This window comes from Streptomyces umbrinus (assembly GCF_030817415.1).
GTDB lineage: Bacteria > Actinomycetota > Actinomycetes > Streptomycetales > Streptomycetaceae > Streptomyces > Streptomyces umbrinus_A.
Window position 1 is genome coordinate 5582751 of record NZ_JAUSZI010000002.1, and the last position, 25625, is coordinate 5608375.

The 25625-nt window shown below is 70.7% G+C and carries 22 protein-coding genes; 13 read left to right on the forward strand and 9 right to left on the reverse strand.

Annotated elements, in window-relative coordinates; translation table 11 throughout:
• Nucleotides 1-20 precede the first annotated feature (20 nt).
• Nucleotides 21-371, forward strand: a complete 351-nt coding sequence (locus QF035_RS24295; protein ID WP_307522665.1) for a peptidase inhibitor family I36 protein — start codon at nt 21-23, stop codon at nt 369-371.
• Nucleotides 372-458: 87 nt separating this feature from the next.
• Here the strand turns inward: QF035_RS24295 and QF035_RS24300 are convergent, their stop codons facing one another.
• Complete coding sequence (locus tag QF035_RS24300; protein ID WP_307522666.1) at nt 459-1424, reverse strand: carbohydrate-binding protein; 966 nt, start codon at nt 1422-1424, stop codon at nt 459-461.
• A 118-nt stretch (nt 1425-1542) separates the two neighbouring features.
• Nucleotides 1543-3225 (reverse strand): diguanylate cyclase CdgB, encoded by a 1683-nt coding sequence (gene cdgB, locus QF035_RS24305; protein WP_143639606.1) that lies wholly within the window; start codon nt 3223-3225, stop codon nt 1543-1545.
• Between the two features lie 412 nt (nt 3226-3637).
• On the opposite strand from cdgB, the gene QF035_RS24310 reads away from it, so the two are divergent.
• Complete coding sequence (locus QF035_RS24310) at nt 3638-4201, forward strand: flavin reductase family protein (RefSeq protein WP_307522667.1); 564 nt, start codon at nt 3638-3640, stop codon at nt 4199-4201.
• A 27-nt stretch (nt 4202-4228) separates the two neighbouring features.
• Here QF035_RS24310 and QF035_RS24315 read toward each other — a convergent pair whose 3' ends face one another.
• Both QF035_RS24315 and arfB read right to left on the reverse strand, forming a co-directional pair.
• Nucleotides 4229-5224, reverse strand: a complete 996-nt coding sequence (locus tag QF035_RS24315; protein ID WP_307522668.1) for a sigma-70 family RNA polymerase sigma factor — start codon at nt 5222-5224, stop codon at nt 4229-4231.
• A gap of 100 nt (nt 5225-5324) precedes the next feature.
• On the reverse strand, nt 5325-5753 hold the full coding sequence (arfB, locus tag QF035_RS24320) for an alternative ribosome rescue aminoacyl-tRNA hydrolase ArfB (RefSeq protein ID WP_055617568.1): 429 nt from the start codon (nt 5751-5753) through the stop codon (nt 5325-5327).
• 232 nt (nt 5754-5985) lie between these two features.
• On the opposite strand from arfB, the gene QF035_RS24325 reads away from it, so the two are divergent.
• The 3 genes from QF035_RS24325 (at nt 5986) to QF035_RS24335 (ending at nt 7544) form a co-directional block, all read left to right on the forward strand.
• A complete protein-coding gene (locus tag QF035_RS24325; protein ID WP_307522669.1) occupies nt 5986-6561 on the forward strand; it encodes a TerD family protein in 576 nt (191 codons plus the stop codon).
• Between the two features lie 107 nt (nt 6562-6668).
• Nucleotides 6669-7184, forward strand: a complete 516-nt coding sequence (locus QF035_RS24330; RefSeq protein WP_307522671.1) for a GNAT family N-acetyltransferase — start codon at nt 6669-6671, stop codon at nt 7182-7184.
• Nucleotides 7185-7346: 162 nt separating this feature from the next.
• The gene (locus QF035_RS24335) at nt 7347-7544 is read left to right on the forward strand and encodes a DUF5708 family protein (protein ID WP_307522672.1); all 198 of its coding nucleotides are present in this window, start codon (nt 7347-7349) and stop codon (nt 7542-7544) included.
• Nucleotides 7545-7557: 13 nt separating this feature from the next.
• On the opposite strand, the gene QF035_RS24340 is transcribed toward QF035_RS24335, so the two are convergent.
• Nucleotides 7558-8970, reverse strand: a complete 1413-nt coding sequence (locus QF035_RS24340) for a M1 family metallopeptidase (protein WP_307522674.1) — start codon at nt 8968-8970, stop codon at nt 7558-7560.
• Nucleotides 8971-9007: 37 nt separating this feature from the next.
• Between QF035_RS24340 and QF035_RS24345 the strand changes: the two genes are divergently transcribed.
• The gene (locus tag QF035_RS24345) at nt 9008-9508 is read left to right on the forward strand and encodes a hypothetical protein (protein ID WP_307522675.1); all 501 of its coding nucleotides are present in this window, start codon (nt 9008-9010) and stop codon (nt 9506-9508) included.
• Between the two features lie 307 nt (nt 9509-9815).
• Here QF035_RS24345 and QF035_RS24350 read toward each other — a convergent pair whose 3' ends face one another.
• Nucleotides 9816-10511 carry a pentapeptide repeat-containing protein gene (locus tag QF035_RS24350; protein ID WP_307522676.1) on the reverse strand — a complete coding sequence of 232 codons (696 nt, stop codon included), beginning with the start codon at nt 10509-10511 and terminating at the stop codon, nt 9816-9818.
• Nucleotides 10512-10671: 160 nt separating this feature from the next.
• Between QF035_RS24350 and QF035_RS24355 the strand changes: the two genes are divergently transcribed.
• Together QF035_RS24355 and QF035_RS24360 are read left to right on the forward strand one after the other, a co-directional pair.
• On the forward strand, nt 10672-11844 hold the full coding sequence (locus QF035_RS24355; protein ID WP_307522677.1) for an NAD(P)-binding protein: 1173 nt from the start codon (nt 10672-10674) through the stop codon (nt 11842-11844).
• Nucleotides 11845-12016: 172 nt separating this feature from the next.
• Nucleotides 12017-13000, forward strand: coding sequence for a zinc-binding dehydrogenase (locus tag QF035_RS24360; protein WP_307522678.1), 984 nt, complete (start codon nt 12017-12019; stop codon nt 12998-13000).
• A 3-nt stretch (nt 13001-13003) separates the two neighbouring features.
• On the opposite strand, the gene QF035_RS24365 is transcribed toward QF035_RS24360, so the two are convergent.
• Nucleotides 13004-13486: a GNAT family N-acetyltransferase gene (locus QF035_RS24365; RefSeq protein ID WP_307522679.1), complete on the reverse strand. Its 483-nt coding sequence runs from the start codon at nt 13484-13486 to the stop codon at nt 13004-13006.
• Nucleotides 13487-13579: 93 nt separating this feature from the next.
• Nucleotides 13580-14413: an aminoglycoside phosphotransferase family protein gene (locus QF035_RS24370; protein WP_307522680.1), complete on the reverse strand. Its 834-nt coding sequence runs from the start codon at nt 14411-14413 to the stop codon at nt 13580-13582.
• Between the two features lie 70 nt (nt 14414-14483).
• On the opposite strand from QF035_RS24370, the gene QF035_RS24375 reads away from it, so the two are divergent.
• The 3 genes from QF035_RS24375 (at nt 14484) to QF035_RS24385 (ending at nt 18617) form a co-directional block, all read left to right on the forward strand.
• Nucleotides 14484-15950 (forward strand): NAD(P)/FAD-dependent oxidoreductase, encoded by a 1467-nt coding sequence (locus QF035_RS24375; protein ID WP_307522681.1) that lies wholly within the window; start codon nt 14484-14486, stop codon nt 15948-15950.
• 25 nt (nt 15951-15975) lie between these two features.
• Complete coding sequence (locus QF035_RS24380; protein WP_307522682.1) at nt 15976-16704, forward strand: alpha/beta hydrolase; 729 nt, start codon at nt 15976-15978, stop codon at nt 16702-16704.
• 602 nt (nt 16705-17306) lie between these two features.
• Nucleotides 17307-18617 (forward strand): DMT family transporter, encoded by a 1311-nt coding sequence (locus tag QF035_RS24385; RefSeq protein ID WP_307522683.1) that lies wholly within the window; start codon nt 17307-17309, stop codon nt 18615-18617.
• Here the strand turns inward: QF035_RS24385 and QF035_RS24390 are convergent.
• The gene (locus QF035_RS24390) at nt 18614-21604 is read right to left on the reverse strand and encodes a helix-turn-helix transcriptional regulator (RefSeq protein ID WP_307522684.1); all 2991 of its coding nucleotides are present in this window, start codon (nt 21602-21604) and stop codon (nt 18614-18616) included. The genes QF035_RS24385 and QF035_RS24390 overlap by 4 nt on opposite strands.
• A gap of 199 nt (nt 21605-21803) precedes the next feature.
• Here QF035_RS24390 and QF035_RS24395 point away from each other — a divergent pair, with 199 nt between their 5' ends.
• A complete protein-coding gene (locus QF035_RS24395) occupies nt 21804-24776 on the forward strand; it encodes an AAA family ATPase (RefSeq protein WP_307522685.1) in 2973 nt (990 codons plus the stop codon).
• A gap of 137 nt (nt 24777-24913) precedes the next feature.
• Nucleotides 24914-25555, forward strand: coding sequence for a helix-turn-helix transcriptional regulator (locus QF035_RS24400; RefSeq protein ID WP_307522687.1), 642 nt, complete (start codon nt 24914-24916; stop codon nt 25553-25555).
• Nucleotides 25556-25625 lie beyond the last annotated feature (70 nt).

The window sequence follows — 25625 nt, forward strand, 5'->3', positions numbered from 1 at the left end:
AAGAAAAAAGGAAATATGTCATGGGCATGATCAGAGCTGGTCTGACGATGACGGCTGTGGCCGGACTGCTGCTGGGCGGCACGCTCGCCACGCCGGCCGCGGCGGCCGATCCGAACACCTGCCCGCAAGGGTATGCGTGCGGATGGTCGGGGAAGAACAGGACCGGTGAGAGGAAGGTCAACTCTCTGACACCCGGCTGCTACGCCCTCAACCGGATCAACCGGTCCGTCTCGAACCAGACGAACTACCGTGTGGAACTCTGGCACGCCACCACTGGCTGCCAGCAGGGCACCAAGCTGGCCACTCTGCAGCCGCACACGTACGCGGACAACCCCGGTGCCGTCAACTCAATCGCGGTCTACGCACGATAGTGCCGCGAGCCCTCGTATCGAGGGCCGCTCCTGGAGTGCATCGACGGTGCTTCGCCCGTGACCGGGCGGAGCACCGCGCTTCAGCCCCTACTTCCAGCCGCTCTCAAGCCACAGCTGATCCAGATTGACATCGCACTGGTTTCCCGTCTCACAGGAAAGCGCGATGACGTTGGTGCCCTTGTTCAGCTGGATGTTGGCCCACGTCTCCGTCCAGCCCTTCTCGTAGTCACCCTCGGCGGCCTTGGAGAAGTTCGCCAGGTTGAGCGGGCGGCTCTGCGCCTGGCCGTTGATCGTGAGCGTGGCGTCGGCGTCCTTGCCGGGCACGCCGTAGTTGACGAACAGCGTGTACTTGCCGCTCTTGGGGATGTCGTTCATGTTCCAGGTGACCGACGCGCCGACCTGGTTGAAGCCCGCCACATAGATACCGCCGGCGGCCTCGGCTCCCTTGATGTCCGACGCGGTCGTCACGCCGGGGCCCAGCTTCAGGGCCTTCGCGTCGATCTCCGGCAGGTCCGCCGGGTCCTCGGCCGGCTTCGACGCCTCCTTGCTCGGCTCGGCGCTGTCGGCGGCCGACGGGTTCGAGCCCGCCGCCTCGCCGCCCTTGTCGTCGTCCGAGTCGCCGCCGAGCATCGCGATACCGATGCCGATCACGACGGCCGCCACGACGGCGACGGCACCGATCAGCAGGCCCTTGGTGTTGGGACCGCGGCCCCGGCCGCCACCGCCGTGGCCGTGTCCCTGGTCGGGCATCGGCTGGTACGTGGTGGGCTCGCCGCCGGGGAAGGCCTCGGGCGCCGAGTAGTTCGCGTTCGGCTGACCGTACGTCCCCGACTGCTGGGGCACCTGTCCGTACTGCGCGGTGGGGGCGGTCGGCGCGGCGGACTGGCCGTACTGGCGCTCACCGACCGGCCGCACCCTGTTGACCGAGCCGGGGTAGCCGTAGCCACCCCCGCCGCTCGGCGGCTGGGCTCCGGCGGCCTGCCCGTCGGCGTACAGATAGCCGAACGGGTCGTCGTCCTCGGGCGTGCTCGCGCCGTTGTTGCCGGGCGTCATCCCTAGGTCTCCTAGCGGGTGCGGTTCAGATGCGGTACGGGGGATCGAAAGGCGAGCCTACCCGCTCCCGCTGCCCCAAACGGGTGACTCAGCTCGCATCGCATCGCTGACCTGGGGATCAGCCCGCACGCCTGTGCGCTTTGGGACGAGACCGTTTCTCTATGTACATCCGCTCGTCGGCGGACTGCAACACCTCGTCCGCCGTCATGCCGCAGTGTGCCCACCCGATACCGAAGCTGGCACCGACCCGCATGGCCCGGCCGTCGACCCTGATGGGCTGGATGATCTCGTTCCGCAGGCGTACCGCGAGGTCCTGCGCGTCGGCGCGGCCGAGGCCGTCGGCGAGCACCACGAACTCGTCGCCGCCGAGCCGCGCGACCGTGTCCCCGTCACGCACCGCGCCGCCGAGCCGCCGGGCCACCTCGATCAGGACCGAGTCGCCGGCGTTGTGCCCGAAGCGGTCGTTGATCGACTTGAAGCCGTCGAGGTCGCAGAAGAGGACCGCGAGCCCCTTCGTCCCGTCGTCCCGCTCGCCCTCCGGGGCGACGGTGTGCACATGGTGGTCGTAGGCGTCGAACGCCTCGGGGCCCGGCCGGTAGTCGAAGCCGTGCCCGTTCGCGTCGTACACGCCGACCGCGGCGTGGTCGGCGGGCCCGTGCCCGTACGCGGCGTCGATCGTGTCGACCACGCCGGGCTCGATGGCCGCGGGCCGCGCGCACAGCCGGGCGCCGAGCCGGGAGCGCAGCTCGGCGGAGTTGGGCAGGCCGGTGAGCGAGTCGTGCGAGGCCCGGTGGGCGAGCTGCAGCTCGCGGCGCTTGCGGTCCTCGATGTCCTCGACGTGGGTGAGCAGGAACCGCGGCCCGTCGGCGGCGTCCGCGACCACGCTGTTGCGCAGCGACACCCAGAGGTACGTGCCGTCGCGGCGACAGAGTCTGAGTTCGGCGCGCCCGCCCTCGGCGGAGGTCCGCAGCAGGGTGCCGATGTCCTCGGGGTGGACGAGGTCGGAGAAGGAGTAGCGGCGCATCGAGGAGGCGGGGCGGCCCAGGAGGCGGCACAGGGCGTCGTTCGTGCGCAGGATCCGGCCGTGCTGGTCGCCGCCCATCTCGGCGATCGCCATGCCGGACGGGGCGTACTCGAAGGCCTGCCGGAAGCTCTCTTCACTGGCGCGCAGCGCCTGTTGCTCCCGCTCCAGGCGGACGAGCGCGCGCTGCATGTTGGCTCGTAGACGCGCGTTGCTGATGGCGATGGCGGCCTGGAACGCGTACATCTGCAGGGCCTCGCGGCCCCACGCGCCGGGGTGCCGGCCGTTGCGCGGCCGGTCCACGGACAGGACGCCGATCAGCTCGCCGCAGGAGCCGCCGGGGACTCCCGGGGTGTACATGGGCGCGAAGAGGCGGTCGGCGGGGTGCCACTCGTCCTCAAAGCGCGGCGCGGGCCCGTCGGTGTACCACTGCGGGACGTCGTCCTCGTCGAGGACCCAGCCCTCCGTGTGCGGTATGAAGCGCAGATCGCCCCACGCCTCGCCCATGGTGAGCCGGCGCTCCCAGGAGGTACGGGAGCCGACGCGTCCGGTGATGAGCGCCTCGGCGGCGGAGTTCCCGGCGAGGGCGGCGACCACGAGATCACCGTCGGGCTGTACGAGGTTGACGCAGGCGAGTTCGTAGCCGAGGCCGGTCACGACGCCGTCGGCGACGGTCTGCAGCGTGTCGGCCAGGCTGCGGGCCGTGTTCATGTCCGCCATGACCTGATGCAGCTGCCGCAGGGTCGCAAGACGGACGTACGGCTCCGACTCGGTCTCCATGCTCGCTCTCCCCGAGACGCTCGACAGCAACTCCAGAGTTATCCAGGCTTCTCGTCGGTACTCATCGCCTACTGATCGACTACTGATCGCCTACTGGTCACTCACCGGCCGCTCACGGGCCGGTCCCACTGATCGCCTACTGCTCGCAGCGTCCCCGCCACTGAATCACAGCGCGCTGCCCACTCGGTACACAGGGTCAACAAAATATGGCACCTGTGACTCAAGTCACAGGTGAAGATGAACAATTGAGTAGAGTTTCTGTGTTTTCGCCGTGCGTTTACTGAACGCAATTTGGTGGGAGATGTGCGCGCGCCTGATAGGAGGCACAAGTCACACTCCTTCCCCGGTCCTAGGACCCGGTTCGGCCCCTGGCCCGATGTGACGGACGGAGGCCGGAGAATAGCGTCTTCCTGTGCTGAACACTCCCTCTGCCGCTCCTCCCGCCCCATCCGTGCATGCTGAGGGGGTGAGCAACGACGAGTTCCGCGCCGCCATGTCCCGGCTGGCCGCGGGTGTGGTCCTGGTGACCGCGCACGAGCCCCAGCCGGACCCGGAAGGCCCGAGCGGCGAGGACGTCGGCATGACGGCGACCTCCTTCATGTCCGTGTCACTGGACCCGCCCCTCGTCATGGTCGGCCTGCGCGAGGGCTCCCGCATGGACGACCTGCTCGACGAACAGCCCCTGTGGGCGGTCTCCGTCCTCACCGAGAGCCAGCGCCAGATCGCGGGCCGCTTCGCCATGAAGGGCCGCATCTCCGACCGCCTCCTCTTCGAGGACCTCCAGTGGGTACGCGGTGAGGCGTCCGGGGCTCCGCTGATCGGCGGCGCCCTAGCGACCCTGGAGTGCCGCACCGAGCAGCGGGTGACCGCCGGGGACCACACGCTGGTCATCGGCCGGGTCCTGACGTCCTCGGCACCGAACACGGAGGGCGGGCCGCTGACGTACTTCCGCGGCCGGTACCGGCAGTTGGGGTAGCGGCGGCAGAGGTGTCTGCGGTCCGCCTCACCCTTCCAGGAAGGTGACGTCGAGCCCGGCCAGCCGCTCCGGCTCCCGGACGATGTCGATCATCGCGATCCGGCCGCGTACGACTGTGAAGGACAGCACGCTGACCAGGTGCCCCTCCACGAGGCCCACGACCCCGACGGCCCCGTTGACGAGGGCGGGCCGCCCGACCGCGGCGAGCCGCCCGAACGAGATCGCACCGGATGCCACGGCCGCCGCGCCTGTCGTCACCCCGGCCCCGGACCGCGCCACCACATCCGGATCGAGCACCGCGACAAGCCCTTCGAAGTCACCGTCGCGCGCCGCGGCCAGGAACGCGTCCACGACCTCCCGCTGCCGGTCGGGATCGCCATCGGACGCGGGCGCGCCGCCCTGCACCCGGCGCCGCGCCCGGCTGGCGAGCTGACGGGTCGCGGCGGGCGAACGCCCCACCACGGTCGCGACCTCGTCGAAGGGCACGGCGAACAGGTCGTGCAGCACGAACGCGAGCCGCTCGGCCGGGCTCAGGGTCTCCAGTACGACGAGCAGGGCGAGGCCCACCGAATCGGCGAGCAGCGCCTGCTGCTCGGGGTCGGCCCCGCTGACGGGCGCGAGAACGGGTTCCGGCATCCGTACGCCCGGCTCGTCCAGCGGCTCCTCACGGCGCGTCCGGCGGGAGCGCAGCATGTCGAGACAGACGCGGCCGACCACGGTCGTCAGCCAGCCGCCCAGGTTCACGACCTCACTGGTGTCCGACCGGCTGAGCCTGAGCCAGGCCTCCTGAACGGCGTCGTCGGCCTCGGAGAGCGAACCGAGCATGCGGTGGGCGACGGCCCGCAGACGGGCCCGATGCGTTTCGAACCGCAGGGCGAGAATTTCGGTACCGCCGCCACTCCCAAGGCTGCCGCGACGGCCGTTCGAGCCGTCGTCGCCGCGGCCGTTCCTTTTGCCTTGCGGCCGGGCTTCCGACTTTCCTTCGGGCTTTTCTTTCGGCGTCGGAAATTCGTCCCCGCTCATGTGCCGCGTCTCCTCTGCCACTCGTGTTTCCGCGCTCTTCCGCGGCCCGTCGACGAGTTGACGGGCCAGGGAGGCCGGATGTGACAGAGGACGCGGCCCCTCAGGTCCAGTCGCGCCCGGAACGCCCCCGCTTCATGTCGCCGCGCTGCTTCTTCTCCCGCAGCCGGCGCTCGTTGATCCCGCGGGGGATCCGGGTGGCGCGGCGGGCCCGCGGCGGCGGGGCGGTGGCCTCGGCGAGCAGCGAGGCGAGCCGGACGGCCGCGGTCTCGCGGTTGCGCCACTGGGAGCGGTGCTCGGAGGAACGCACGCTGACGACACCGTCGACGAGCCGCCCGGCCAGCTTGGCGAGGGCACGCTCCTTCCACACCGGAGGCAGCGCCTCCGTCTTCGCCAGGTCGAAGCGCAGCTCCACCTGGGAGTCGGAGGTGTTGACGTGCTGCCCGCCCGGCCCGGAGGACCGCGAGAAACGCCACATGAGCTCGGCCTCGGGCAGCGAGACGGAGCCACGGATGACGTAGGGACCGGACATGCCCCCATGGTCCCTTGCCCGTCCGGTCCACGTCACCCGTTTTTCGGCGCGTCGCCACGCCCCTCCAGGAGACTAGGTAAAGAAAGTAAAGAGGTGCGGAACCCTGGGGACCCCCTTCGGCGTTCATAGGGGTGCCGGTAGCTTCGTCCCGTACGAAGCCCGACGCGCAGGACCGCAGGACGCAGGACCGCACGACCCGTACGTACGTCAAACGAGGGAAGGACTCCCAACAATGGCTGTAAGCCTGTCCAAGGGTGGCAACGTCTCGCTCACCAAGGAGGCTCCGGGCCTGACCGCCGTCACCGTGGGCCTCGGCTGGGACGTCCGCAGCACCACGGGTACCGACTTCGACCTGGACGCCTCGGCCATCGCGGTCAACCCCGAGGGCAAGGTCTACTCGGACGCCCACTTCGTCTTCTTCAACAACAAGCAGACCCCGGACCAGACGATCGTCCACACCGGCGACAACCGCACGGGTGAGGGCGCGGGCGACGACGAGGCGATCAACGTCAACCTGGCGGGCCTCCCGGCCGACGTCGACAAGATCGTCTTCCCGGTCTCCATCTACGACGCGGAGACCCGCTCGCAGAACTTCGGCCAGGTCCGCAACGCGTACATCCGCATCGTGAACCAGGCCGGCGGCACCGAGCTCGCCCGCTACGACCTCTCGGAGGACGCGGCCACCGAGACGGCCATGGTCTTCGGTGAGCTGTACCGCAACGGCGCGGAGTGGAAGTTCCGCGCGGTCGGCCAGGGCTACGCGTCCGGCCTGACGGGTATCGCCCAGGACTTCGGCGTCAACGTCTGACGGCCGAACCCCGCCTGAACGGCAGCGGAGGAGCCCCCGATCCGGTACACCCGGACCGGGGGCTCCTCCGCGTCCGCACACACCCTCGCCCGGCTAACCTGCGGCGGGTGATCATCGAACCCCTCGCCCTCACGCCGGACCACGACCTCCCCGGCCCTCTCCTCACCGAACTCACCGCGCTCTACGCGTCGAACCACGAGTTCTACGCCCTCAGCGGCGACTTCCCGGACCCTCAGGACATCCGCCCGGAACAGGTGGCGACGGCGCTGGCCGACGAGCTGACGAACCCAGATGTGGACGTCTTACTGGCGCGCAGCGCCGGACAGCTCGCCGCCGTGGCGATCACCCTCGCCCACCACCCCGACCCGACGGACCCCGACCCGTGGATCGGCCTGCTGCTGGTGGCCGCGGAAGAACAGGGCAAGGGATACGGCAGACAACTGGCGACCCACATCGAGGACCGCTTCCGCGAGGCGGGCCGGGACGCCGTACGCCTGGCCGCCCTCGACAACAATCCCGGGGCCCTCGCCTTCTGGACAACCATCGGCTACGAGACCATCGGCCACCGCAAGGACCGCCAACTGGGCCGCCCCTGCGCGGTACTGCGCAAAATCCTGCGCTAGAGAAGCGGTAGGTTCCCCAACTCCCTCGAACGATGTAGTGGCAACTCGTCCACACGACCGACGCCCCGCTGACCTGGCCATTCCTAAGATGAGACGCATCCACTCCGGGCCTGCGTCCAGGCAACCGGTGCGTCGGAGCGTCCACGGGAAGCGAGCCCACCAGTGAGTCCTGCCACCAAGAACCTGGCCGAAGGGTCCGCGACCCTCCTGGCCGGCCTGGCCCTGAAACTGTTCGCCGACGGAGTGGAGATCTCGTTCGTCTCCCTGGGCAAGGCCGGGGTGGTCATGATGGTCATCGGCGCGGTCCAGACACTCTTCGGCCTGTTCCAGGCGACACGGACGAGCAGCGCAAGGGGCTGACGGAGCTCACCCCTCAGGGCTGGTCCGGCTTGCCTTCCCCGTAGAGCCAGTCAGCCCAGATCCGCGAGAAATCCTCACCCGGGGCCTTCTTCTCCACGTACGCCGTGAAGTCGTCCGTGTCGGCGTTGCCGTGGCGGCGGGTGGCGGCCCAGCCCTGGACGATGTCGTAGAAGGTGTCGTCGCCGACCTTCTGGCGGATCTTGTGCAGCACCATCCCGCCCCGCTCGTACACGGGACTGTCGGAGATACGGGCCGCGTTCGGGGGCTTCGCGGGTGGAAAGGCCCAGACGGCGTCGCTGTCCTCCCGGCTGTCGAAGTAGTCGCCCTCATACAGGGCATCGAAAACGTCCTGGGCCGAGTCGCCGCCATGGTCCTCCGCCCACAGCCACTCGGCGTACGTGGCGAAGCCCTCGTTCAGCCACATGTCCCGCCAGGTCTTCGGGGTGACGGAGTTCCCGTACCACTGATGGGCCAGCTCATGGACGAGCAGCTCGACGCTCGGAGCACCGGGAAACACGGGCCGGTTCTGCGTCTCCAGCGCGTACCCGGCGTCATCCTCCCTCTCGACAATGGCGCCCACCGACGAGAAGGGATACGCCCCGAAATTCAGCTCGGCCCACTTCACAACCTCGGGAATGCGACCGAGCACCTCACGGCTCGCCTTCGCCTGACCGGGATCCACGGCCACATACACAGGCAGCCCGTGCGGCCCCTTGGACCGCCGCACCTCGTACTCCCCCACGGCGACCGTCGCCACATACGAAGCCATCGGCTCCCCCACGTGCCAGACGAACGAGGTCCGCCCCCGCTTGGTCACCTCACTCCGCAACTCCCCGTTGGACACGGCCTTCAGCCCCTCGGGCACAGTGACCCTGATGTCGTACGTGGCCTTGTCACTCGGATGGTGATTACCGGGGAACCAGGCCATGGACCCGGTCGGCTCCCCCAGCCCGAGGGCCCCGTCCTCCGTCCGCAGCCAGCCCTCCTCCGAACCGTCCGGATCGGTGATCGTCACCGGCGAACCGGAGTAACGGACAACGGTGGTGAACACGGCCCCTCCATCAAGATCGTCACGAGGCCGGACAACCAGCTCCTGCCCACCACTGCGGTTGAAGCGAGCACGCTTGCCATCGACGTCCACCGACTCGACCGCCATCCCCTTGAAATCAAGGTCGAACGCACTCAGATCCTGCTCCGCCCGAGCCGTGATCTCCGCCTTCCCCGTCAGCCGCCGCGCCTTGGGGTCGTAGTCGAGAGTCAGCCCGTAGTGGGTGACGTCGTACCCCCCATTCCCAGCCTTGGGAAAGTACGGATCCCGCACCCCGGACGCACCCGCGGTCCCCCGCACCCCTCCGTCGCAGCCGACGAGGGCGAGCACGAGCAGAACGGCGGCGGTCGCTGGACCAACGGGCACAGATCGGGGCACGACGGTGATCCTAAGACGACATGACACCATCACCCACGTGCTCGACATCGGCTACGCCCTCTCCGCCCGCTTCCCGGACCCCCCGCAGACCGACTACCGCCGCGCGGACGTCCACGCCCTCCGCCACGACCTGTTCTGCGGGGACGTCTACCTCGCCGACACGAAGGCGGACCGCGAGCTGTCCACAGGCTGGGGATGGGTGCCCGTACTCGACTTCGCGTGGGCCCTGTGCGACATCGTCGAGCAACTCGACAAGGACCCCCTCGGCAGCCGCGCCTCCCGCCCCCAGCGCGCCGAACTCGACTTCACCGAGTCCACCGACCGCATGCTCTTCGAGCGCCGCTTCGGCTGGGTCGACATCGAGTCCGACTGGATGCCCGGCGACGAGCCCCCGCTCACCTTCTCCCACGCCGAACTCCGCCGCGAGGCCCGCGACTTCCTCCACGACCTCCTGGCCGACCTGACCGACCTCCACGAGGCGCTCCGCGAGAACCCGGCGATCTGGAGTCTTGAGGCCCGCTTTCCCCGGGTGCCCTGAGCCAGTGTGACCGCCCTGGGGGCTCCGCCTCCAGACCCCCGATCGGCCTGAACGGCCTCGTCCTCAAACGCCGGACGGGCTGAATATGCGCGGCCACGCCCAAAAGGCGCCCGCCGACACCCGAAGAGCCGTCGGGGACGCACCGCAGCCGACAACGCACGGGAGCGGGCCGTGTCGGTGCGTCGAAGTCCGCCGCATAGGGCTCCTCCGTAGGGCGGTGCCCTTCAAACCCACGGCCGTATACCCGGAGAGCGGCGGACTCGACGTACCGGCACGGCCCGCGCCCCACCCCAACCGGCAGGCGGTATCAGACCTCCACCCCCACCACCCGAACCCCCATCTCCGCCGCGAACACCCCCGCCAGATCCATCAACTGAGCCGGACTGATCACGGCCCCCGCCAACCGATCAACCCCCCGCGCGACCTCCACCTCGGCCGCCCGCCGCAGATCGACGTCCACGAGCGTCGCCCCAGTGAAGTCCGCCCCCTTCAGCACACAGTCCACAAACTCCACCCGCTCCAGCCGAGCACCCCCGAAGTCCGGCTCGACGAGCACACACCCCTCGAACACGACATCCCTGAGCCGGGCCTCCCGCAGATTCAGGTAGTCGATCTTCCCCCCACGCACAACGACCCGCTCCAGCACGGCCCCGTGCCACTGCACCCCACCCAGCCGGGCATCAACAACCTCCACGTCCCGGAAGGTCGAAGACCCAAGATCCGTACCCACCCCCCGGATCCCACTCAGCACAGAGTCCAGCACCCGCGCCCCCCGCAGCCGAGTCTCATCCACCGCACACCCCACCAGCGCACAGTCCATGAACCGCGCACCCCCACCGTCCTGCCCCACAAAGTCGACGTCACTGAACCGCAGCCCGTCATAGTCCCCGTCAGGCTCCAGCCCCCCACCCCCAAAAGGCTCAAGCGGCGGCAACCGCACCTCAGGCCGCCGAGCCTTCTTGACGCCCACCTTCGCTCCCGCCTTCGCCACGTTCCTCACCATCCCCCCATCCTGCACCCACCCACCGACAATCCCCCTGACCAGCCAAAACACCCCCCGATGTCACATTCCGAAGCCTCCGAGGAGTCATAGAGGAGAGGAACCGCCCAACGAACCCCAGGCACCCGGAACACAGCCCCCGGACCAGAGGAGACCCAAGCCCATGCACCGCATCACCGTCGTCGGCGGCGGCTTCGCCGGCCTCACCGCGGCCATCACCGCCGCGGAAGCAGGCGCCAAGGTCACCGTGTACGAAGCCCACCACACCCTCGGCGGCCGAGCCCGCACCACCGAGGGCCCGTACAAAACGAACGAGGGCCCCCACGCCCTCTACAAGGGCGGCCCCCACTGGACCTGGCTCAGCCAACGCAACCTGATCGGCGAACTCGCCCCACTCCCACCCCTGGAGGCCGCCCGCCTCCGCCTCCGCCACAAGGGCACCCTCCGCCGCACCCCACCGTTCGCGATGCTCAAACTCCTCCGCCGCACGGCCGAACAGGCCCCCGTGGACCAGGATTTCAGGACCTGGGCAACAAACATCGCCGGCGACGAGGGCGCAACCGCGGCGGCCCACTACTCCGCCGTCGCCCTCTTCCACCACGACCCGGGCGCCCTCTCCGCCGCGTTCGTACAGGAACGCCTGCGCCGCGCGACAAAGCTGCCCCCCGAGGCGCACTACCCGCGCGGCGGCTGGGCGAGCGTGATCGACAGGATGGCGGCCCGGGCCTGGAACCTGGGCGTACGAGTGGAAACCCTGGCCCGCGTCGACGAACTCCCCACCGACCACGGCCCGGTCATCGTCGCCACCTCCCTCGACGCGGCCCGCACCCTCCTCAGGGACAGTTCCCTGACGTGGACGAGCGGCCGCGCGGCCCTGATCGACCTGGCGGTCCGTACCCGCAGGGGCGACGCGTTCGCAGTCTCCGACCTCGACGCCCCGGGCTGGATCGAACGGTTCACGGCTCAGGACCGCTCGCTGGCCCCGGCGGGCGAACAACTCCTCCAGGGCCAGATCCCGATCGCCCCGCACGAGTCCCGCGCGGACGGCATCGCCCGCGCCGAGGAACTCCTGGACCTGGCGTTCCCGGCCTGGCGCGACCGAGTGACGTACCGCCGCGAGGCGCTGGCGAACGGCCGCACCGGCGCGGTGGACCTGCCCGGTACGAGCTGGCGGGACCGCCCCCGCATCGACCGGGGAAACGACGTCTACCTGGCGGGCGACCAGGTAGCGGCGCCGGGCGTGCTCTCCGAAGTCTCGTTCAACAGCGCGCTGGAGGCGGTGTCACTGGCACTGGGCACGCGAACGAGGTCGGCCCTTGACCTGAAGCACGCTTGAGGTTGAACGCTGGTGGCAACGAACAAACCGCACCGCAACCCACACCCACCCCGAACCCAACCCGGAACCGAAAGCCAAAACCGAGAGCCAAGAGCCAAAAACCGAGAGCCGAAAACCGAAACCCCCACCCCCAAAGCGAGAGCCCCGCCCAACACTCCACCCAAGGATCCCCATGCAAGCCATCCGCCTCCGCACCTTCGGCCCGGCCGAGAACCTCACGTACGAGCGAACGGACGCCCCCCGCCCAGCCCCCGGCCAGGCCCGCATCCAGGTCGCCGCCGCGGGCGTACACCTCCTGGACACGGCGATCCGGGCGGGCATCAAGGGCCCGCTCCCGGAGCTGCCCGCCCTCCCCACGATCCCGGGCCGCGAGGTCGCCGGCACGGTCGAGTCCCTCGGCGAGGGCGTCGCGTCCCTCTGGCTGGGCAAACGCGTGGTGGCACACCTGGGCTTCAACCCGGGCGGCTACGCCGAACTGGCGGTCACGGACGTGGACCGCCTCCACGAGATCCCCGCGAACCTGGACTTCGCGGAGGCCGTCGCGATGATCGGCACGGGCCGTACCACGATGGGGATCCTCCAGTTCGCCGACCTGACCCCCGACTCCGTGGCCATCGTCCCCGCCGCGGCGGGCGGCATCGGCACTCTCCTCGTGCAGTACGCGAAGCACGCGGGCGCCACGGTGATCGGCCTGGCGGGAGGCCCCGAGAAGGTGGCACGGGTCGAGAAGAACGGCGCGGACCTGGCCGTCGACTACAAGGACCCGGACTGGCCGGACCAGGTGAGACGGTTCCTCGGCGACCGCAGGGCCACGATCGTCTTCGACGGCGTGGGCGGCGACACGGCCCGCAAGTCGGTAGCGCTACTGACAGCTTCCAACGCCAAGCACCTGGTCTTCGGCTGGTCCGGAGCCGGCCTGCACGACGGCACCCCGTACCTCGTGGAGGGAGTATCCGAATCGGTCCTGGGCCCCGTGATGACGCAGAAGACGGGCGGCCCCAACCCCATCCGCACCCTGGAACTACGAGCCCTCGCCGAGGCCGCCGCAGGCCGCCTCACCCCGGCAGTCCAACGCTTCCCGCTCTCACAGGCGGCAGCCGCACACAGGGCCCTGGAGACGCGGAACACCATCGGCAAGGTGATCCTGGAACCGTAACGCTCAGCCCCCGCCGCCCCGCCCCAACTCCGCAAGCGCCCCGTCCGTCAGCCGATACACCGTCCACTCGTCCTGCGGCCGGGCCCCCAACGCCTCGTAGAAGTCGATGGACGGCTTGTTCCAGTTGAGTACGGCCCACTCCAGCCGCTCGTACCCCCGCTCCACACAGATCCGGGCCAGCTCCCCGAGGAGCGCCTTCCCGTACCCACCGCCCCGCGCCTGCGGCCGTACGTACAGGTCCTCCAGGTAGATCCCGTGCACGCCGCGCCACGTCGAGAAGTTGAGGAACCACAGTGCGAACCCGACCGGCTCGCCGTCCGCCGACTCCGCGATGTGCGCGAACGCGGCAGGCCGCTCCCCGAAGAGCGCCTCGCGCAACTGCTCCTCGGTGGCCCGGACCTCCTCCAACGCCTTCTCGTACTCGGCCAGTTCACGAACCATGGAGTGGATCACGGGCACATCTGCGGGAGTCGCGGTACGAATCATGCGGGCAGGCTACGACGACGCTGCCGTCGGTCAGAGCCAATATCCGGGCCGTCAGCCGAAGTCAACGCCCAAGCGCCCCCTCCTCCCCCGACCTCAACGCCCAAGCAGCCCCCGCGCAATCGCAACCTGCTCAACGTCCAGCCCCTCCCCCTCCTCCACCTGCCACAACGAGTTCTGCAGCACCCGCCCGAGCGTCCAGGCCCGGGCCCGCTCCCGGTCAAGCCCCAGCGTCTCCGTCAGCAGATCGAAGCGCCGCGCCTGCTGCCCCTCCCCGTACCGGTTCCACAGCGCAGGCAGCAGTTCGAACCCCGGGTCTCCCGCCAACGGCTTCGGATCAATGACGAGCCACGGTTCACGCTCGGCCGCGAGGACGTTCTCGAAGTGCAGATCCCAGTGCAGCAGCCGGTCCCCGGGCTCGCCCGCGACCTCCCGCACGGCCGCCGCGCAGTCCTCCAGCAGCCGCCGGTCGTCCTCGGCCCCACCTCGCCCCTCAAGGGACTTGAGGACGGCCGGCAACCGCTCGAACATCCCCGCGACGACCCCGTCCAGCGTCCGCAGCCCCTCAGGCGCCGGCACGGCCGTGAGCCGTGCCAGGAGCTCCGCGAGGATCCCGGTGGCCTCCATCACATCCGTCACGGCGGCCAACGGCCGCCCCTCGTCGAGCCGTTCGAGCAGCAGCGTGCCCGTCTCCGCGTCGTCCTCAAGTAGCCGTACGACCCCGTCGCCGCCCCAGGTCCGCAGGGCGAGGCCCTCGCCGACGGTCTCGTCGTCCACGTCCTGGAGCTTCAGCGCGGCCCGCGTGCCGTCCTCGCGCACCACCGGCAGCACGACCGAGACCTGCCCGCTCATGGGCGTCCCCTCCTGCCGCAGCCCCCACCGCTCCAGGAACTCCTCGCCCCGCTCCAGCAGCCGCGCATACCGAACCATGACCATCACCTCACGCAACCATGGAATCCGAGGGAGACACCCGCCACCCGGAGAAGCTAACGTCCCGCGCATGAGCAGCACGGAGAACGCGGACCGCGCGACCGACACGGCACGCGCGGCGCACACGCCCCGCACCGCCGACGGGCCCCGCACCGTAGTCAACGGCGGCATATCGTTCTGGTACGCGCAGGACGGACTCCCGGCGCCCCGTGAGCCCCTCCCGGGGGACGCGAGCGCCGATGTGGTGATCGTAGGTGGCGGCTACACCGGCCTGTGGACCGCGTACTACCTGAAGAAGGCCGCCCCCTTCCTGCGGATCACCGTCCTGGAGCAGCGGTTCTGCGGCTACGGGGCGTCCGGCCGCAACGGCGGCTGGCTCTACAACGGCATCGCGGGCCGCGACCGGTACGCGCGCCTGCACGGCCACGAGGCCGCCGTACGCCTCCAGGAGGCCATGAACGCCACGGTCGCCGAGGTCGTGCGGGTCACCGGGGAAGAGGACATCGACGCGGACGTCCACCGGGGCGGCGTACTCGAAGTCGCCTACACCCCGGCTCAGTTGGCCCGCCTCAAGGCCTTCCACGAGACGGAGCTCTCGTACGGGGAGAAGGACCGCGAGCTGTACGGCGCGCGCGAGACCGCCGAGCGGATCAAGGTCGCGGACGCCGTCGGCTCCACCTGGACCCCGCACGGCGCCCGCCTCCACCCCGTCAAGCTGCTCAAGGGCCTGGCGGCGGCCGTCGAGGCGCTCGGTGTCACGATCCACGAGTCGACGCCCGTCACCGAGATCAGACCCAAGCACGCCGTCACGCCGTACGGCACGGTCCGCGCCCCGTACGTCCTGCGCTGCACGGAGGGCTTCACGGCCTCCCTCAAGGGCCAGAAGCGGACCTGGCTCCCCATGAACTCCTCGATGATCGCCACCGAGCCGCTGACCGCCGAGCAGTGGGAGTCCATCGGCTGGGAGGGCCGCGAGACCCTCGGCGACATGGCGCACGCCTACATGTACGCCCAGCGCACCGCCGACGACCGCATCGCGCTGGGGGGCCGCGGGGTCCCGTACCGCTTCGGTTCGCGCACGGACAACGACGGCCGTACGCAGGCGTCGACGGTCCGCGCCCTGCGGGAGATCCTCGTCCGGTTCTTCCCCCAGCTCTCCTCCGTCGCCGTGGCCCACGCCTGGTCGGGCGTGCTCGGTGTCCCGCGCGACTGGTGCGCCACGGTCACCCTGGACCGCTCCACGGGCCTCGGCTGGGCCGGCGGCTATGTGGGCTCCGGTGTCGCCACGGCCAACCTCGCCGCACGCACCCTCCGGGACCTGATCCAGCAGGATTCCGGCCAATCCGGGGCGACCGACCTCACCACCCTCCCCTGGGTCGAACACAAGGTCCGCAAGTGGGAACCGGAGCCTTTCCGCTGGCTCGGGGTACACGGCATGTACGCGACGTATCGAGCCGCCGACCGCCGCGAACTCACCACCCATGCCGCACAGTCGTCCCGGATCGCGCGTATCGCCGACCGGGTCGCGGGCCGCTGATCCGCCGTAAAGACAGGGGAACCCCATGAGCACCGCAGTCATGGACACCGTCCGTTACTCCTCCGACGGTCAGCTCCTCGACATCCATCGCGCCGCCGCCGCGGACGCCCCGACGGTTCTGCTCTGGCACGGGCGCGGCCCGGCCGAGCGGGACGTCCTGGGCGCCCTGGCCGCGGAGGTGGCCCGCCTGGGCGCCACCGTCATAGTCCCCGACTGGCACCCGGACGCCCCCGACGGCGGCCGCCCCCACCTCGAGGCGTCCCTCCGCTTCACCTGGGACTTCGTACGGGACCCGGCGAAGGTCGTCCTCGTCGGCTGGTCGCTCGGCGGCCGGGCCGCGATGGCCACGGCCCTGCGCCCCGACCCGCCGGAGGGCTGGCGCCCGGCCGCCGTGGTCGGCATCGCCGCCCGCTACAACCAGCCCGAGCCGCTGCTCGGCCTGCCCTCCCCGATGGCCGTCTGCGCCTCCGCCCCGCCGCTGCCCATCCACCTCGTGCACGGCACGGCGGACCGGGTCTGCGACTTCGCCAACGCCAAAGAGTTCCAGGCGGTCCTGGCCGCCTGCGGCCGTCCGGCGCCGCTCACGGTGCTCACCACGGACCACTCGGGCGCGGTCATGGCCGAGTACGCCTCCGAACTCGGCCGCTGCCGCCCCGCCCACTCCGGAAGCGCCCACCGCGAGGGCCTGCGCACGGCCCGCGTCATCGCGGAGGCGGCGGGTCTGCCCGTGCGGGAGGGCCGGGTCAGCGGGTGACCCGTACTCCGTGGAGCATCGGCAGCACGGTCGCGGTCACCCGGATCGTCCTGTCGCGGTAAAAGATGCCCCCGCCGCGGGGCCTCCCGGCATTCCGGTCAGGCACCGCGGTGGGGCATCGACGCCGGCACGACCTCGTTGAATTTCATTGCCCGCCAGTCCGCTGCGCACTGCACAGACGGGCCGAATTCAGATCGGGGTGAGCGCGAGACACGGTCGGGGACGCCGCCGAATTTCGATTTCGGCGACAGCTCTTTCCCTCACCGGTGACAAGTCGGCGACCCGGCCGTTCACCTCCGGCCAACGAGTCTCTGAGCAGCGCGGACATCGCCGCGACCGGCGCTACGGGCCCTCGGCGAACCGGCACTCCGTCGCACGAATCAGCGCCCCGGGCAGCCACTTCCACCGCCCGTGAAACGGGCATTGAGCGGCTTTTGAACAAGGCTGGCGCCGAGCCGACCGTCCCCTACAGTCCGTACCGCCAAGAGGCGGACCGATGGCTTCCCCCATGCCGAGCACTGCCCGTTCCGCGACCCCCCATGCTCGAATCGGAGTCAGTTCCGCGAGTGAAATCCAGAATCGATCCGCTTTCCATAGCCGCGATGGCGATCGCCGTGGTCTCCATATCCGCCACCGCCCCGCTCACCGCCGCCGCCACCGCGTCGCCGCTCGCCATGGCCTTCTGGCGCAACGCCCTGGGTTTCGCCACCCTCGGGCCGTTCCTCCTGATACTGCGCCGCCGCGAGGTGGTGCGCGTCGTGCGTGGCGAGCGCGGGCTGCTGCGCCCCGAACAGTGGCGGCCCATGGTCTTCGGCTTCCTCGCGGCCACGGCACTCGCCCTCCATTTCGCGGCCTTCATGACGAGTACGCAGCTGACCTCGGTCGCCATGTCCACCGCGCTCGTCGCCACCCAGCCCGTCTGGCAGGCCCTCATCGCCGCGGGTCAGGGCGTCCGGGCATCCCGCAGGACATGGGCGGGTCTCACGCTCGCCGTGATCGGAGCGGCCGCGGCCGCCGGTGTGGACATCCAGTCCGGCAGCCGTACGGCACTGCTGGGGGACCTGCTCGCCCTCGCCGGGGCCGTCGCCCAGGCCGGATACGCGGCGCTGAGCGAGAAGTCACGGGCGGACGTGAGCACGCCCCTGTACTCGACGGTCACCTCGCTGGTCTGCGGTATCGAACTGCTCGCCGCCTGCTGGCTGTTCGACATCCCGCTCACCGGGTTCGACAGGACCACACAACTGTCGCTGCTCGGACTGCTCATCCTCCCGCAGCTGCTGGGGCTCGGCGCACTGAACTTCGTCCTCGGCAGGACATCGGCGACGACGATGAGTGTCCTCCTCCTCCTGGAGACCCCGGTGGCCGCGCTCATGGCCTGGTCACTGATGGACCAGGGCGTCGCGCCCGCGACCGTCCCCGGGCTCCTCCTGATCATCATCGGCGTCACGGTGGTGATGACGAGCGACAGCGGCAAAAAGCCCGTACCGCGGGAGGACGACCTCCGCGGGCCGCACGAACTCCGCTGGCAGGACGAACAGCGCCGACAGGACAACGCCGGTGCCGGAGCACCCCCGTACCCGGCCTACGCCCCGTACCCGTCCCAACTCCCGCCCACAGTCGGCGTGTCCACCGTGTCCACGGTCGGAGAGCCGACGGACAGCACACCGGCCCACGCGTTCGAGGCCTGGGCGGCCTTCGAGACCGCCCGGCCGACAACACCCCGGCACCCACCGCTCCGGCCCGACGCCCGACGGGACCCCCGAGTCGACTGGGCACGCCGCCCCGGGGACGAGAGCCCGACGATTCAGCTCAGCTATCACGGGGCGGGGGCGTTCGACACCATGTTCCTGGGCGGCCGACCGCCCAGGCCCGAGGAACCGAGGCCGGACTTCGAGAACACCCATGGGACCTAGGGTCCCTGGGATCTGCCTTTGGGATCTGGCCATGGGGCCTGGTGCCCCGGCACCAAGCCCTGGCGCGCCAGGCTGCCGTCCAGCCAGGCCGCGGCCAGCTCCACCCGGGAACGGCAGCCCGTCCGCTGGAACAGCCGCGAAAGCCGCTGCTCCACGGTCTTCTCGCTGCACGCCAGCCGGGCAGCGATCTGCCGGTTGGTGGATCCGTCGCTCACCATGCCGATCAGCCGCACCTCGCGATCGCTCAGCCCGGTCCGGACCGCACGGCGCCTGGGGATCGACACGTTCCGCCGCCGCGCCGCCGCGCCGAGCAGGCTGCGGACGGGCCGCCCCATGCCCAGCGCGTGCCCGCTCCGCGTCGCCTCGTCCAGCCACGACTGGGGGTCGTCGCCGACGTCCGTCAGGCACTGGCAGCAGTCCACGCTCAACGGCAGATCGACCCGCCGCTGCACCAACCGGTACGCGGCGAGCGCGCTGTCCGCGTCACCGTGCACCATCCCGCGGGCGACGAGCACCGCCTCGTACGTCATGGGCGAGGCGGCCTCCTCGTACAGCGCCTCCAGTTCTGCCAGGGTCCGCCGCGTCGCCTCCGGGCTGTCGCCCCGCACCGTGATCGACAGCATGCGCAGCAGCACCCGGTCGAGGCCCGCGAGCAGTCCGCTCTCGCGCGCCCGCCGCACGTCGTGCCGAGCCGCTTCCAAAGCCTCGTCCACCAAGACCTTGCCCGCCAAAGCCTTGTCCACCTGCCCCGACCAGTACCGGACGCCGAGCCGAGCCCGGGCCACCAGCGGATGGCCGGCCGAGTCCGGGATCAGGTCCAGCCACTCGCGGGCACGTCCCAACTCCCCGCGCATGAGCTGGATCTCGGCCGCCAGCGCCCGGGCCAGCTGTCCGACGCCGGCCGCGCGGCCCGACCGGCCCCGCGTCTCGATCCGGCGGGCGCACGACAGAGCGCTGTCCCAGTCCCCCGTCAGGTAGTGGCGCACCATGGAGTGGTACCGGACGGCGGTGCTCTCCCCCGCCACGACGTACCGCTCACCGAGCACGGCCTCAAGAGCACCCGCCAGATCCCCGTACGCGGCGGCGTTCCGCAACCGGTCCAGGGCCGCCTCGCCGAGGGCGTCCCCCGGCACACCCCGCCGGGCCCGCTCGAACTCGGCGCCACTGCCCACGGCGGCGGCCAACAGCCGCACTTCCGCGGGTGACGGCACCGGCCCGGAGCCGGAGCCGGACTCCTGCGCGGCCTCCCCCGGCCGGAAGGCCGTCGGCGTGCTCGGGCCGATCCCGTACCGTCCACCGACCGCCGCCAACACCTCCGCGGCGGGCACCCGTTGGAGCGCCGCACGGTATCGGGGGTCGGCGTCATCGTCGTACGGGGACCGGTGCTCGTGCAGTGCCGACAGAGCCCATGCCCGCGTGACCCACTCCAGACCGTCCCGGTCCCGGCGGTCGCCGCGGTCCTCGCGGTCCCCCCGTTCGTCGCGGTCCCCCCGTTCGTCGCGGTCCCCCCGTTCGTCGCCGTGCGGCACGTCGAGACAGGCGAGCAGCGGCTCGCCGAGCGCCAGTACGCCGATGTGGTCGCAGTGCCGCAGGCTCAGACCGGCGGACTCGTGCAGCACGCCGGGTGTCCTGGGGTCGTGCGGCGGCAGGTGCCGCAACACCGAGTGGTAACTGCGCACCGCCCAGGCCTGGTTGAACCTGACACTGCTGCCGGCCGCGGCAAGCAGCAGCGGCACCGCGAGGCCGTCGTCGATCATCGCGCCCGCCGCCGCCACATGGCCGGCCAGCCGCGGCCGCCGCGTGCCCGCCGCGGTGGCGCCCAGTCGGTCCGTCACCAGTCCGGTGATCGTGGCGTGCAACGACCGCACCTCGCCGCGGGCGGGCAGCGTCCGCAGCGCCGCCGCGAGCGCGGGAACGGCGAACGCGATCCGGCCGTCCTGACCGACCGTCACCACCCGGTCCCCGACCAGCCTGTCCACCGTACGGCCGACGGCTTGGAGCGGCCCGTCCGGCGACTTCACGCGGTGCAGGTCCTCAAGCCGTACCTCGGCCTGCTCGACCAGAGCGGCAAGCACGGCCGCCGCCCCGACCGTGCCGGCGTCCGGTGACGCGTCCGGCCAGCACAGCCGGCCCAGTTCCGCGACGTCCGCCCTGAGCCGCAGCCCGCCCTCCGGCACGGTCAGGCACACCTGGCCGTCGAGTTCGAGCAGGCCGCCGCACTCCTCCAGCGAGGCGAGCACCGACAGCACGGCGGCCGGACTGCCCGCCAGCGGACCCAGCGAAGCCAGCACCGCCGTCACCAGCTCGGGTTGGACGGGGCGGCCCAGCCGTCGCGCGACGAGCTCACCGACATCGGCCGACGACAGCGCCGGCAGTTCGAGCACCCGGTCGGCCGCCGCGGGCAGTTGCGCACCGGCGACGTGCCCCGGGCTCATCGGCCGCCCGGCCATCACCACCGGCACGCCCGCCGGACGGAACGTGCGCAACAACAGCCCCAGCGCGGAGGCCGTCCGGGCCGGCATCCGCTCGGCGTTGTCGAGGATCAGGGCGAAGGGGACCTCACGGGCCGCGTCCGCCAGCACCTCGCCCAGGGTGGACAGCAGGGCCACTTCACCGCCGGGGCCGCCGGCCCGCGCCTGCACCCGGCGTACCGCGGCGATACGCGCCGGCAGCCGGCCGTCATGGACCTTGGCGAGTACGCCGCAGACGGCGTCCGTGAGAGCGGCGGTACCGCCCGCCGGACCCTCGCCGGATTCCCAGTCGAGCCGCAGGACCTTGGCGCCCTCCTGGACCACCAGCTGCCGCGCCTGCTCCACCACGGCGGTCTTGCCGGTTCCGGCGCCACCGGTGACGAGCAGGGTCCGAGCCGCGGCACCGGTGGCGTGCCCGGAGGCCTGCCCGGTGGTGTGTCCGGTGGTGCGTAACGCCTCGGCCACGTCCTCGACTTCGCCTTGCCGGCCGACGAGAGGTGAGGGGCGCTGCTGCACGACGACTCCTTGTTTTCCCTTTTTCTCCATGCCGAACTGCTTCATGAGAATTGGAGTCGTCCGAATGTCTGAACAGGTCAACTTTTTATGCCGAGTTTGCCATGATTGCAGGCGCTGGACCGGGGCCCGTCCGTCGGGTCGGTCCGAGGCGGGCGCCGCCCGCCCGGTACGTGATTCGTCGAAGGTTGCGGTGGAGAAAGTGGCTGCTCGGACAGACACCGAGTTGGTCTTCGGCGGCACGGCCGCACGGTTCCACAGTCCGGGCGAGGACCTGCTCGGCCGAACGGTCGAGTCGGACGAGATCGACCGCGGCCTCCGCGATCCGTCCGGGCCACGCCTGGTGCTCGTCCGCGGCGAACGGGGCATCGGACGCAGCGTGTTCGCGCACGCCGCCGCCGAGCGACTGCGCGCGGGAGGAATCGCGGTCCTGACGGTCGCATGCGTCCCCGGTGACGGCGAACACCCCCAACTGCTGGCACTGCGAATGGTCATGGCCCTGGAGGAACACCGGTCCGTCACGACGAAACGCAGGCCTGCGCACAAGCCGGCCGCGGAAGCACTGGCCGCCACGAAGCGCGGCGACCCGACAGCGATGGCCGAAGCACTCGCCGCCGCTCTGGCGCGACCGACCCCCGCCGTCGTACTCGTCGACGACGCCCACCACGCCGACACCGAATCCCTCGCCCTGCTCGACGAGGTCGACTTCGAACGGGCTCCGCCCGGCATCAGGCTGATCCTCACGGCTGTCCGGCACACCGCACCGGACAGCACACCCCCGCCCCCCGGCTCCGGCCACACCATGGACCGGCTCGCCCACAACCGGGCAGCACACACGATCGCCCTGCCCCGCCTCACCCTGGAGAACGCCACCGCCATGGTGGCGCAGCGCTTGCGGTCGGCACCCGACGCCGACCTGATGCGGCGGGTCCACGAGCTGACCCGCGGCATCCCCGGAGCACTGGACGCCCTCCTCGTCGAATGGACGGCACAGGACGCGATCCGCACAGCCGACGGCCACGCTTTCCTCGGCACCGGTGCGCCCGTGCCGCTGCTGCCGGACCACGACCGGTACATCGCGACACTGCGGACCCTGGAAGAGCCCTGCGGAACGGTGGCCACGGCGCTGAGCATCCTGTGGCCGCTCGGCCGGGCCGCCGAGACCCTGATCGCGTCGTCGACCGGGCTGCCCCCCGAGGCCGTCACCAACAGCATCCGCACCCTCGTCGACGAGGGCATCCTCGACGAACTGCCCGGCCAGAACGCCGCCTCCACGACACGCGGCTGGACGTTCCGCGTACCACTACTGGCACACACCGTCCGCGAACGGCTGGGCCCCGTGAAGCGCAGCCACCTGTCCGCGGCCGCGGTGGAAGCACTGTGGGCCGGCGAAGGACCGGGGGGCACAGGGAACCGGGCGGACCCCGCGAGCCCGACCGAGACCTCGGCCGACACCGGAGCCGCCCCGCAGGACCCACCCCCGCCCGCACTCCTCGACGAGGCGGACGCACAGACCTACCTCCCCGACCGGATCGCCGACGCCGGCTTCCTGATCGACAGCGACCGCGCCGTGACGGAACTGACAGCCGCCGCACGATCGCTGTACCCCGACCTCGAACGCCGCGGAATGCTGCGGTGGCACATGGGAGCCGTCCGCCTCATCGAGGAGCAGTACGCCCGCGACCTCGCCATACTCCGGTCCGGCCAGGCCGCCTTCGGCTGCGGCGACTACCGGACGGCCCGGACAGCTGCCGAATGGCTCGTGTGCGGCCCCGCCGAGGGCCTCGACTCACAGGCGGTCCACGAGGCCGCCACCCTGCTGGTGGCGTCGGCAGCCGCCGAGCAGGACTGGCCGGCCCTGTCCCGCATGGGCACCGCACTCTGGTGGGAGGGACTGCCGCTGTCCGCCATGGCCACCGTGTCCGGCCGCGTCCAGGCACTGTGGCAACTGGAGAAGTGGCAGGAGGCACTGACCCTCATGGTGGAAACCGAGCGCGTATGGCAGGCCACCCCTGGCAGCCGCGCACTGCTGGAACTGTTCAGCAGGGTCACGGAGTACGTACTGGGCAGCCCGGACCGGTTCACCCGCGCACTGGCCCTGCCGGAGGAACCAGGCCTGCCTCCGAACAAGGCATTCGCACAGAACATCGCCCAGTTCGACGTACTGCTCGGCATCGGCGACCTGCGCGGGGCAGCCAACCTGCTGTCCACCCGGGAGATGTCCCTCAAACTGCTCCCCCAGCCAAGCCGGTTCCTGTGGCACCACCTCAACGGACGATGGGACGAGGCGCTCTCACTGGCACGCCGGCTCCTGGTCAACGGCGGAGTCCTGAACGTGGTCCCCGGACACCACCTGCTCCCCGCCCGCACAGCGGCCATCCTCCTCGCCCAAGGACGCACCACCAGCGCCGACCGCCTGATCAGCAGCGTGCGCGGGCAGGTGAACGGGCCGCTGGAACACATCCTGGACCACGCCGAGGCCGACATACTGCGGACCCTCGGCGACCTCGGCCGGGCCGAGGAACTGCTCCGGCGCGGCCTTCACGCGGCGGACGAACGCGGATCCTTCTACGGCACCGACGAACTGCTGGCCTCACTCGCCGAGGTACACGCGGAAGCCGGACACCCGGACCGGGCGACGGCCTGCCTGGAACGCCTCGAACAGACAGCCGAGCAGATGAACAGCGGCCGCACACGACTCCTGCACCTGCTGACGTCCGGAAAGATCCTGGACCCGGACTCCCCAGAAGCCCGCAAGCACCTGCACGAGGCAGTCGACCTGGCCCGCTCCCGCACCCAACCGTTCGAAACGGCAGTCACACTCCTGGCCGCCGCACGCGCGAACGCGGCCCCGGCGACCCTCCTGCACGAGGCATACGAACGGTTCGGCGACCTGGATGCCACCCTGTGGCGCTTCCACACCAGGACCGCGATGCGCGAGACCGGGCTACCCGTACCCGGCCGCAAACAGGCCACGGCGGAGAACCAGCACCTGCTGGCCACCCTGCTCGCCGAGGGACTCACCAACCGCCAGATCGCGGCCGTACTGCGGCTCAGCGAGGACGCGGTCGCCAACCGCCTGTCCCGGCTCTTCGCACGCACCGGAATGCGATCCCGCACAGCCGTCGTGACAGCCGTACTCACAGGCAGCCCGATGACCGCCGACCACCACTGACCCCTCCCACCCCGCTCATGCCAGATTTCCCTGTCCTTAACGAACCAGGGGCCTCCGGAAGCGGATCGAGGCAACCACCCATGCCACCATCAACTCCTGAACGGCATGGACCACTTGGGTTCCCGAATGGGGGGCGAATGCCTCAGCAGGTACTCACAGACACCGTGCGCGTGGCGATCCACGCACCCGACGCCATCGTCCGCGCCGGACTCCTCAGCTATCTCCACAACGACCGCCGCATCCGCGAGATCCCACCGGACAGGCTCCGCGAAGCGGACATCATCGTGGTCACCGTCGACGTCGCCGACTCCTCCACCCTGGACCTGCTGCGCAGCCTCTGCGACAAGCCGGACGCACGGTTCGCCCTGGTGGTGGGCAAGGACTGGCACGCCGACGTCTCGGCCGCGGTCGACCGCGGAGTCCGCGCCGTCCTCTGGCGCGACTCCTTCAGCCAGGCAGCCTTCATCCGAACCCTGCACACCATCGCCGACGGCGGCGGAAGCCTCCCACCCACCCTCCAGGGCACCCTGATGGAACAGGTCCGCTGGGCCCAACGCGAACTCCTCGCCCCCCGAGGCCTCACCGCATCCGGCATCAGCCCCCGCGAGGTGGACGTCCTCCGCCTCGTCGCCGAAGGCACCGAACTTGCCGAAATCGCAACAAAGCTCTCCTACTCGGAACGCACCGTCAAATACATCCTCTACGGCGTGATGAAGCGCCTACACCTGAAAAACCGCGCCCACGCCGTCTCGTACGCAATCCGAGCGGGCATCATCTGACCCACCACCGGGCCGCTCCCACCTCTGGAGCCCCTGCCGGACCCGAACCGACGACCTACGCTCCACAAGC

Coding starts and splice junctions, on each gene's coding strand:
- QF035_RS24365 (WP_307522679.1), bottom strand. CDS start 13,486: ATGATTCGTACCGCGACTCCCGCAGATGTGCCCGTGATCCACTCCATG.
- QF035_RS24350 (WP_307522676.1), bottom strand. CDS start 10,511: ATGGTGAGGAACGTGGCGAAGGCGGGAGCGAAGGTGGGCGTCAAGAAG.
- QF035_RS24300 (WP_307522666.1), bottom strand. CDS start 1,424: ATGACGCCCGGCAACAACGGCGCGAGCACGCCCGAGGACGACGACCCG.
- QF035_RS24295 (WP_307522665.1), top strand. CDS start 21: ATGGGCATGATCAGAGCTGGTCTGACGATGACGGCTGTGGCCGGACTG.
- QF035_RS24400 (WP_307522687.1), top strand. CDS start 24,914: ATGCCTCAGCAGGTACTCACAGACACCGTGCGCGTGGCGATCCACGCA.
- QF035_RS24315 (WP_307522668.1), bottom strand. CDS start 5,224: ATGAGCGGGGACGAATTTCCGACGCCGAAAGAAAAGCCCGAAGGAAAG.
- QF035_RS24370 (WP_307522680.1), bottom strand. CDS start 14,413: ATGGTTCGGTATGCGCGGCTGCTGGAGCGGGGCGAGGAGTTCCTGGAG.
- QF035_RS24375 (WP_307522681.1), top strand. CDS start 14,484: ATGAGCAGCACGGAGAACGCGGACCGCGCGACCGACACGGCACGCGCG.
- QF035_RS24355 (WP_307522677.1), top strand. CDS start 10,672: ATGCACCGCATCACCGTCGTCGGCGGCGGCTTCGCCGGCCTCACCGCG.
- QF035_RS24360 (WP_307522678.1), top strand. CDS start 12,017: ATGCAAGCCATCCGCCTCCGCACCTTCGGCCCGGCCGAGAACCTCACG.
- QF035_RS24325 (WP_307522669.1), top strand. CDS start 5,986: ATGGCTGTAAGCCTGTCCAAGGGTGGCAACGTCTCGCTCACCAAGGAG.
- QF035_RS24380 (WP_307522682.1), top strand. CDS start 15,976: ATGAGCACCGCAGTCATGGACACCGTCCGTTACTCCTCCGACGGTCAG.
- cdgB (WP_143639606.1), bottom strand. CDS start 3,225: ATGGAGACCGAGTCGGAGCCGTACGTCCGTCTTGCGACCCTGCGGCAG.
- arfB (WP_055617568.1), bottom strand. CDS start 5,753: ATGTCCGGTCCCTACGTCATCCGTGGCTCCGTCTCGCTGCCCGAGGCC.
- QF035_RS24385 (WP_307522683.1), top strand. CDS start 17,307: ATGGCGATCGCCGTGGTCTCCATATCCGCCACCGCCCCGCTCACCGCC.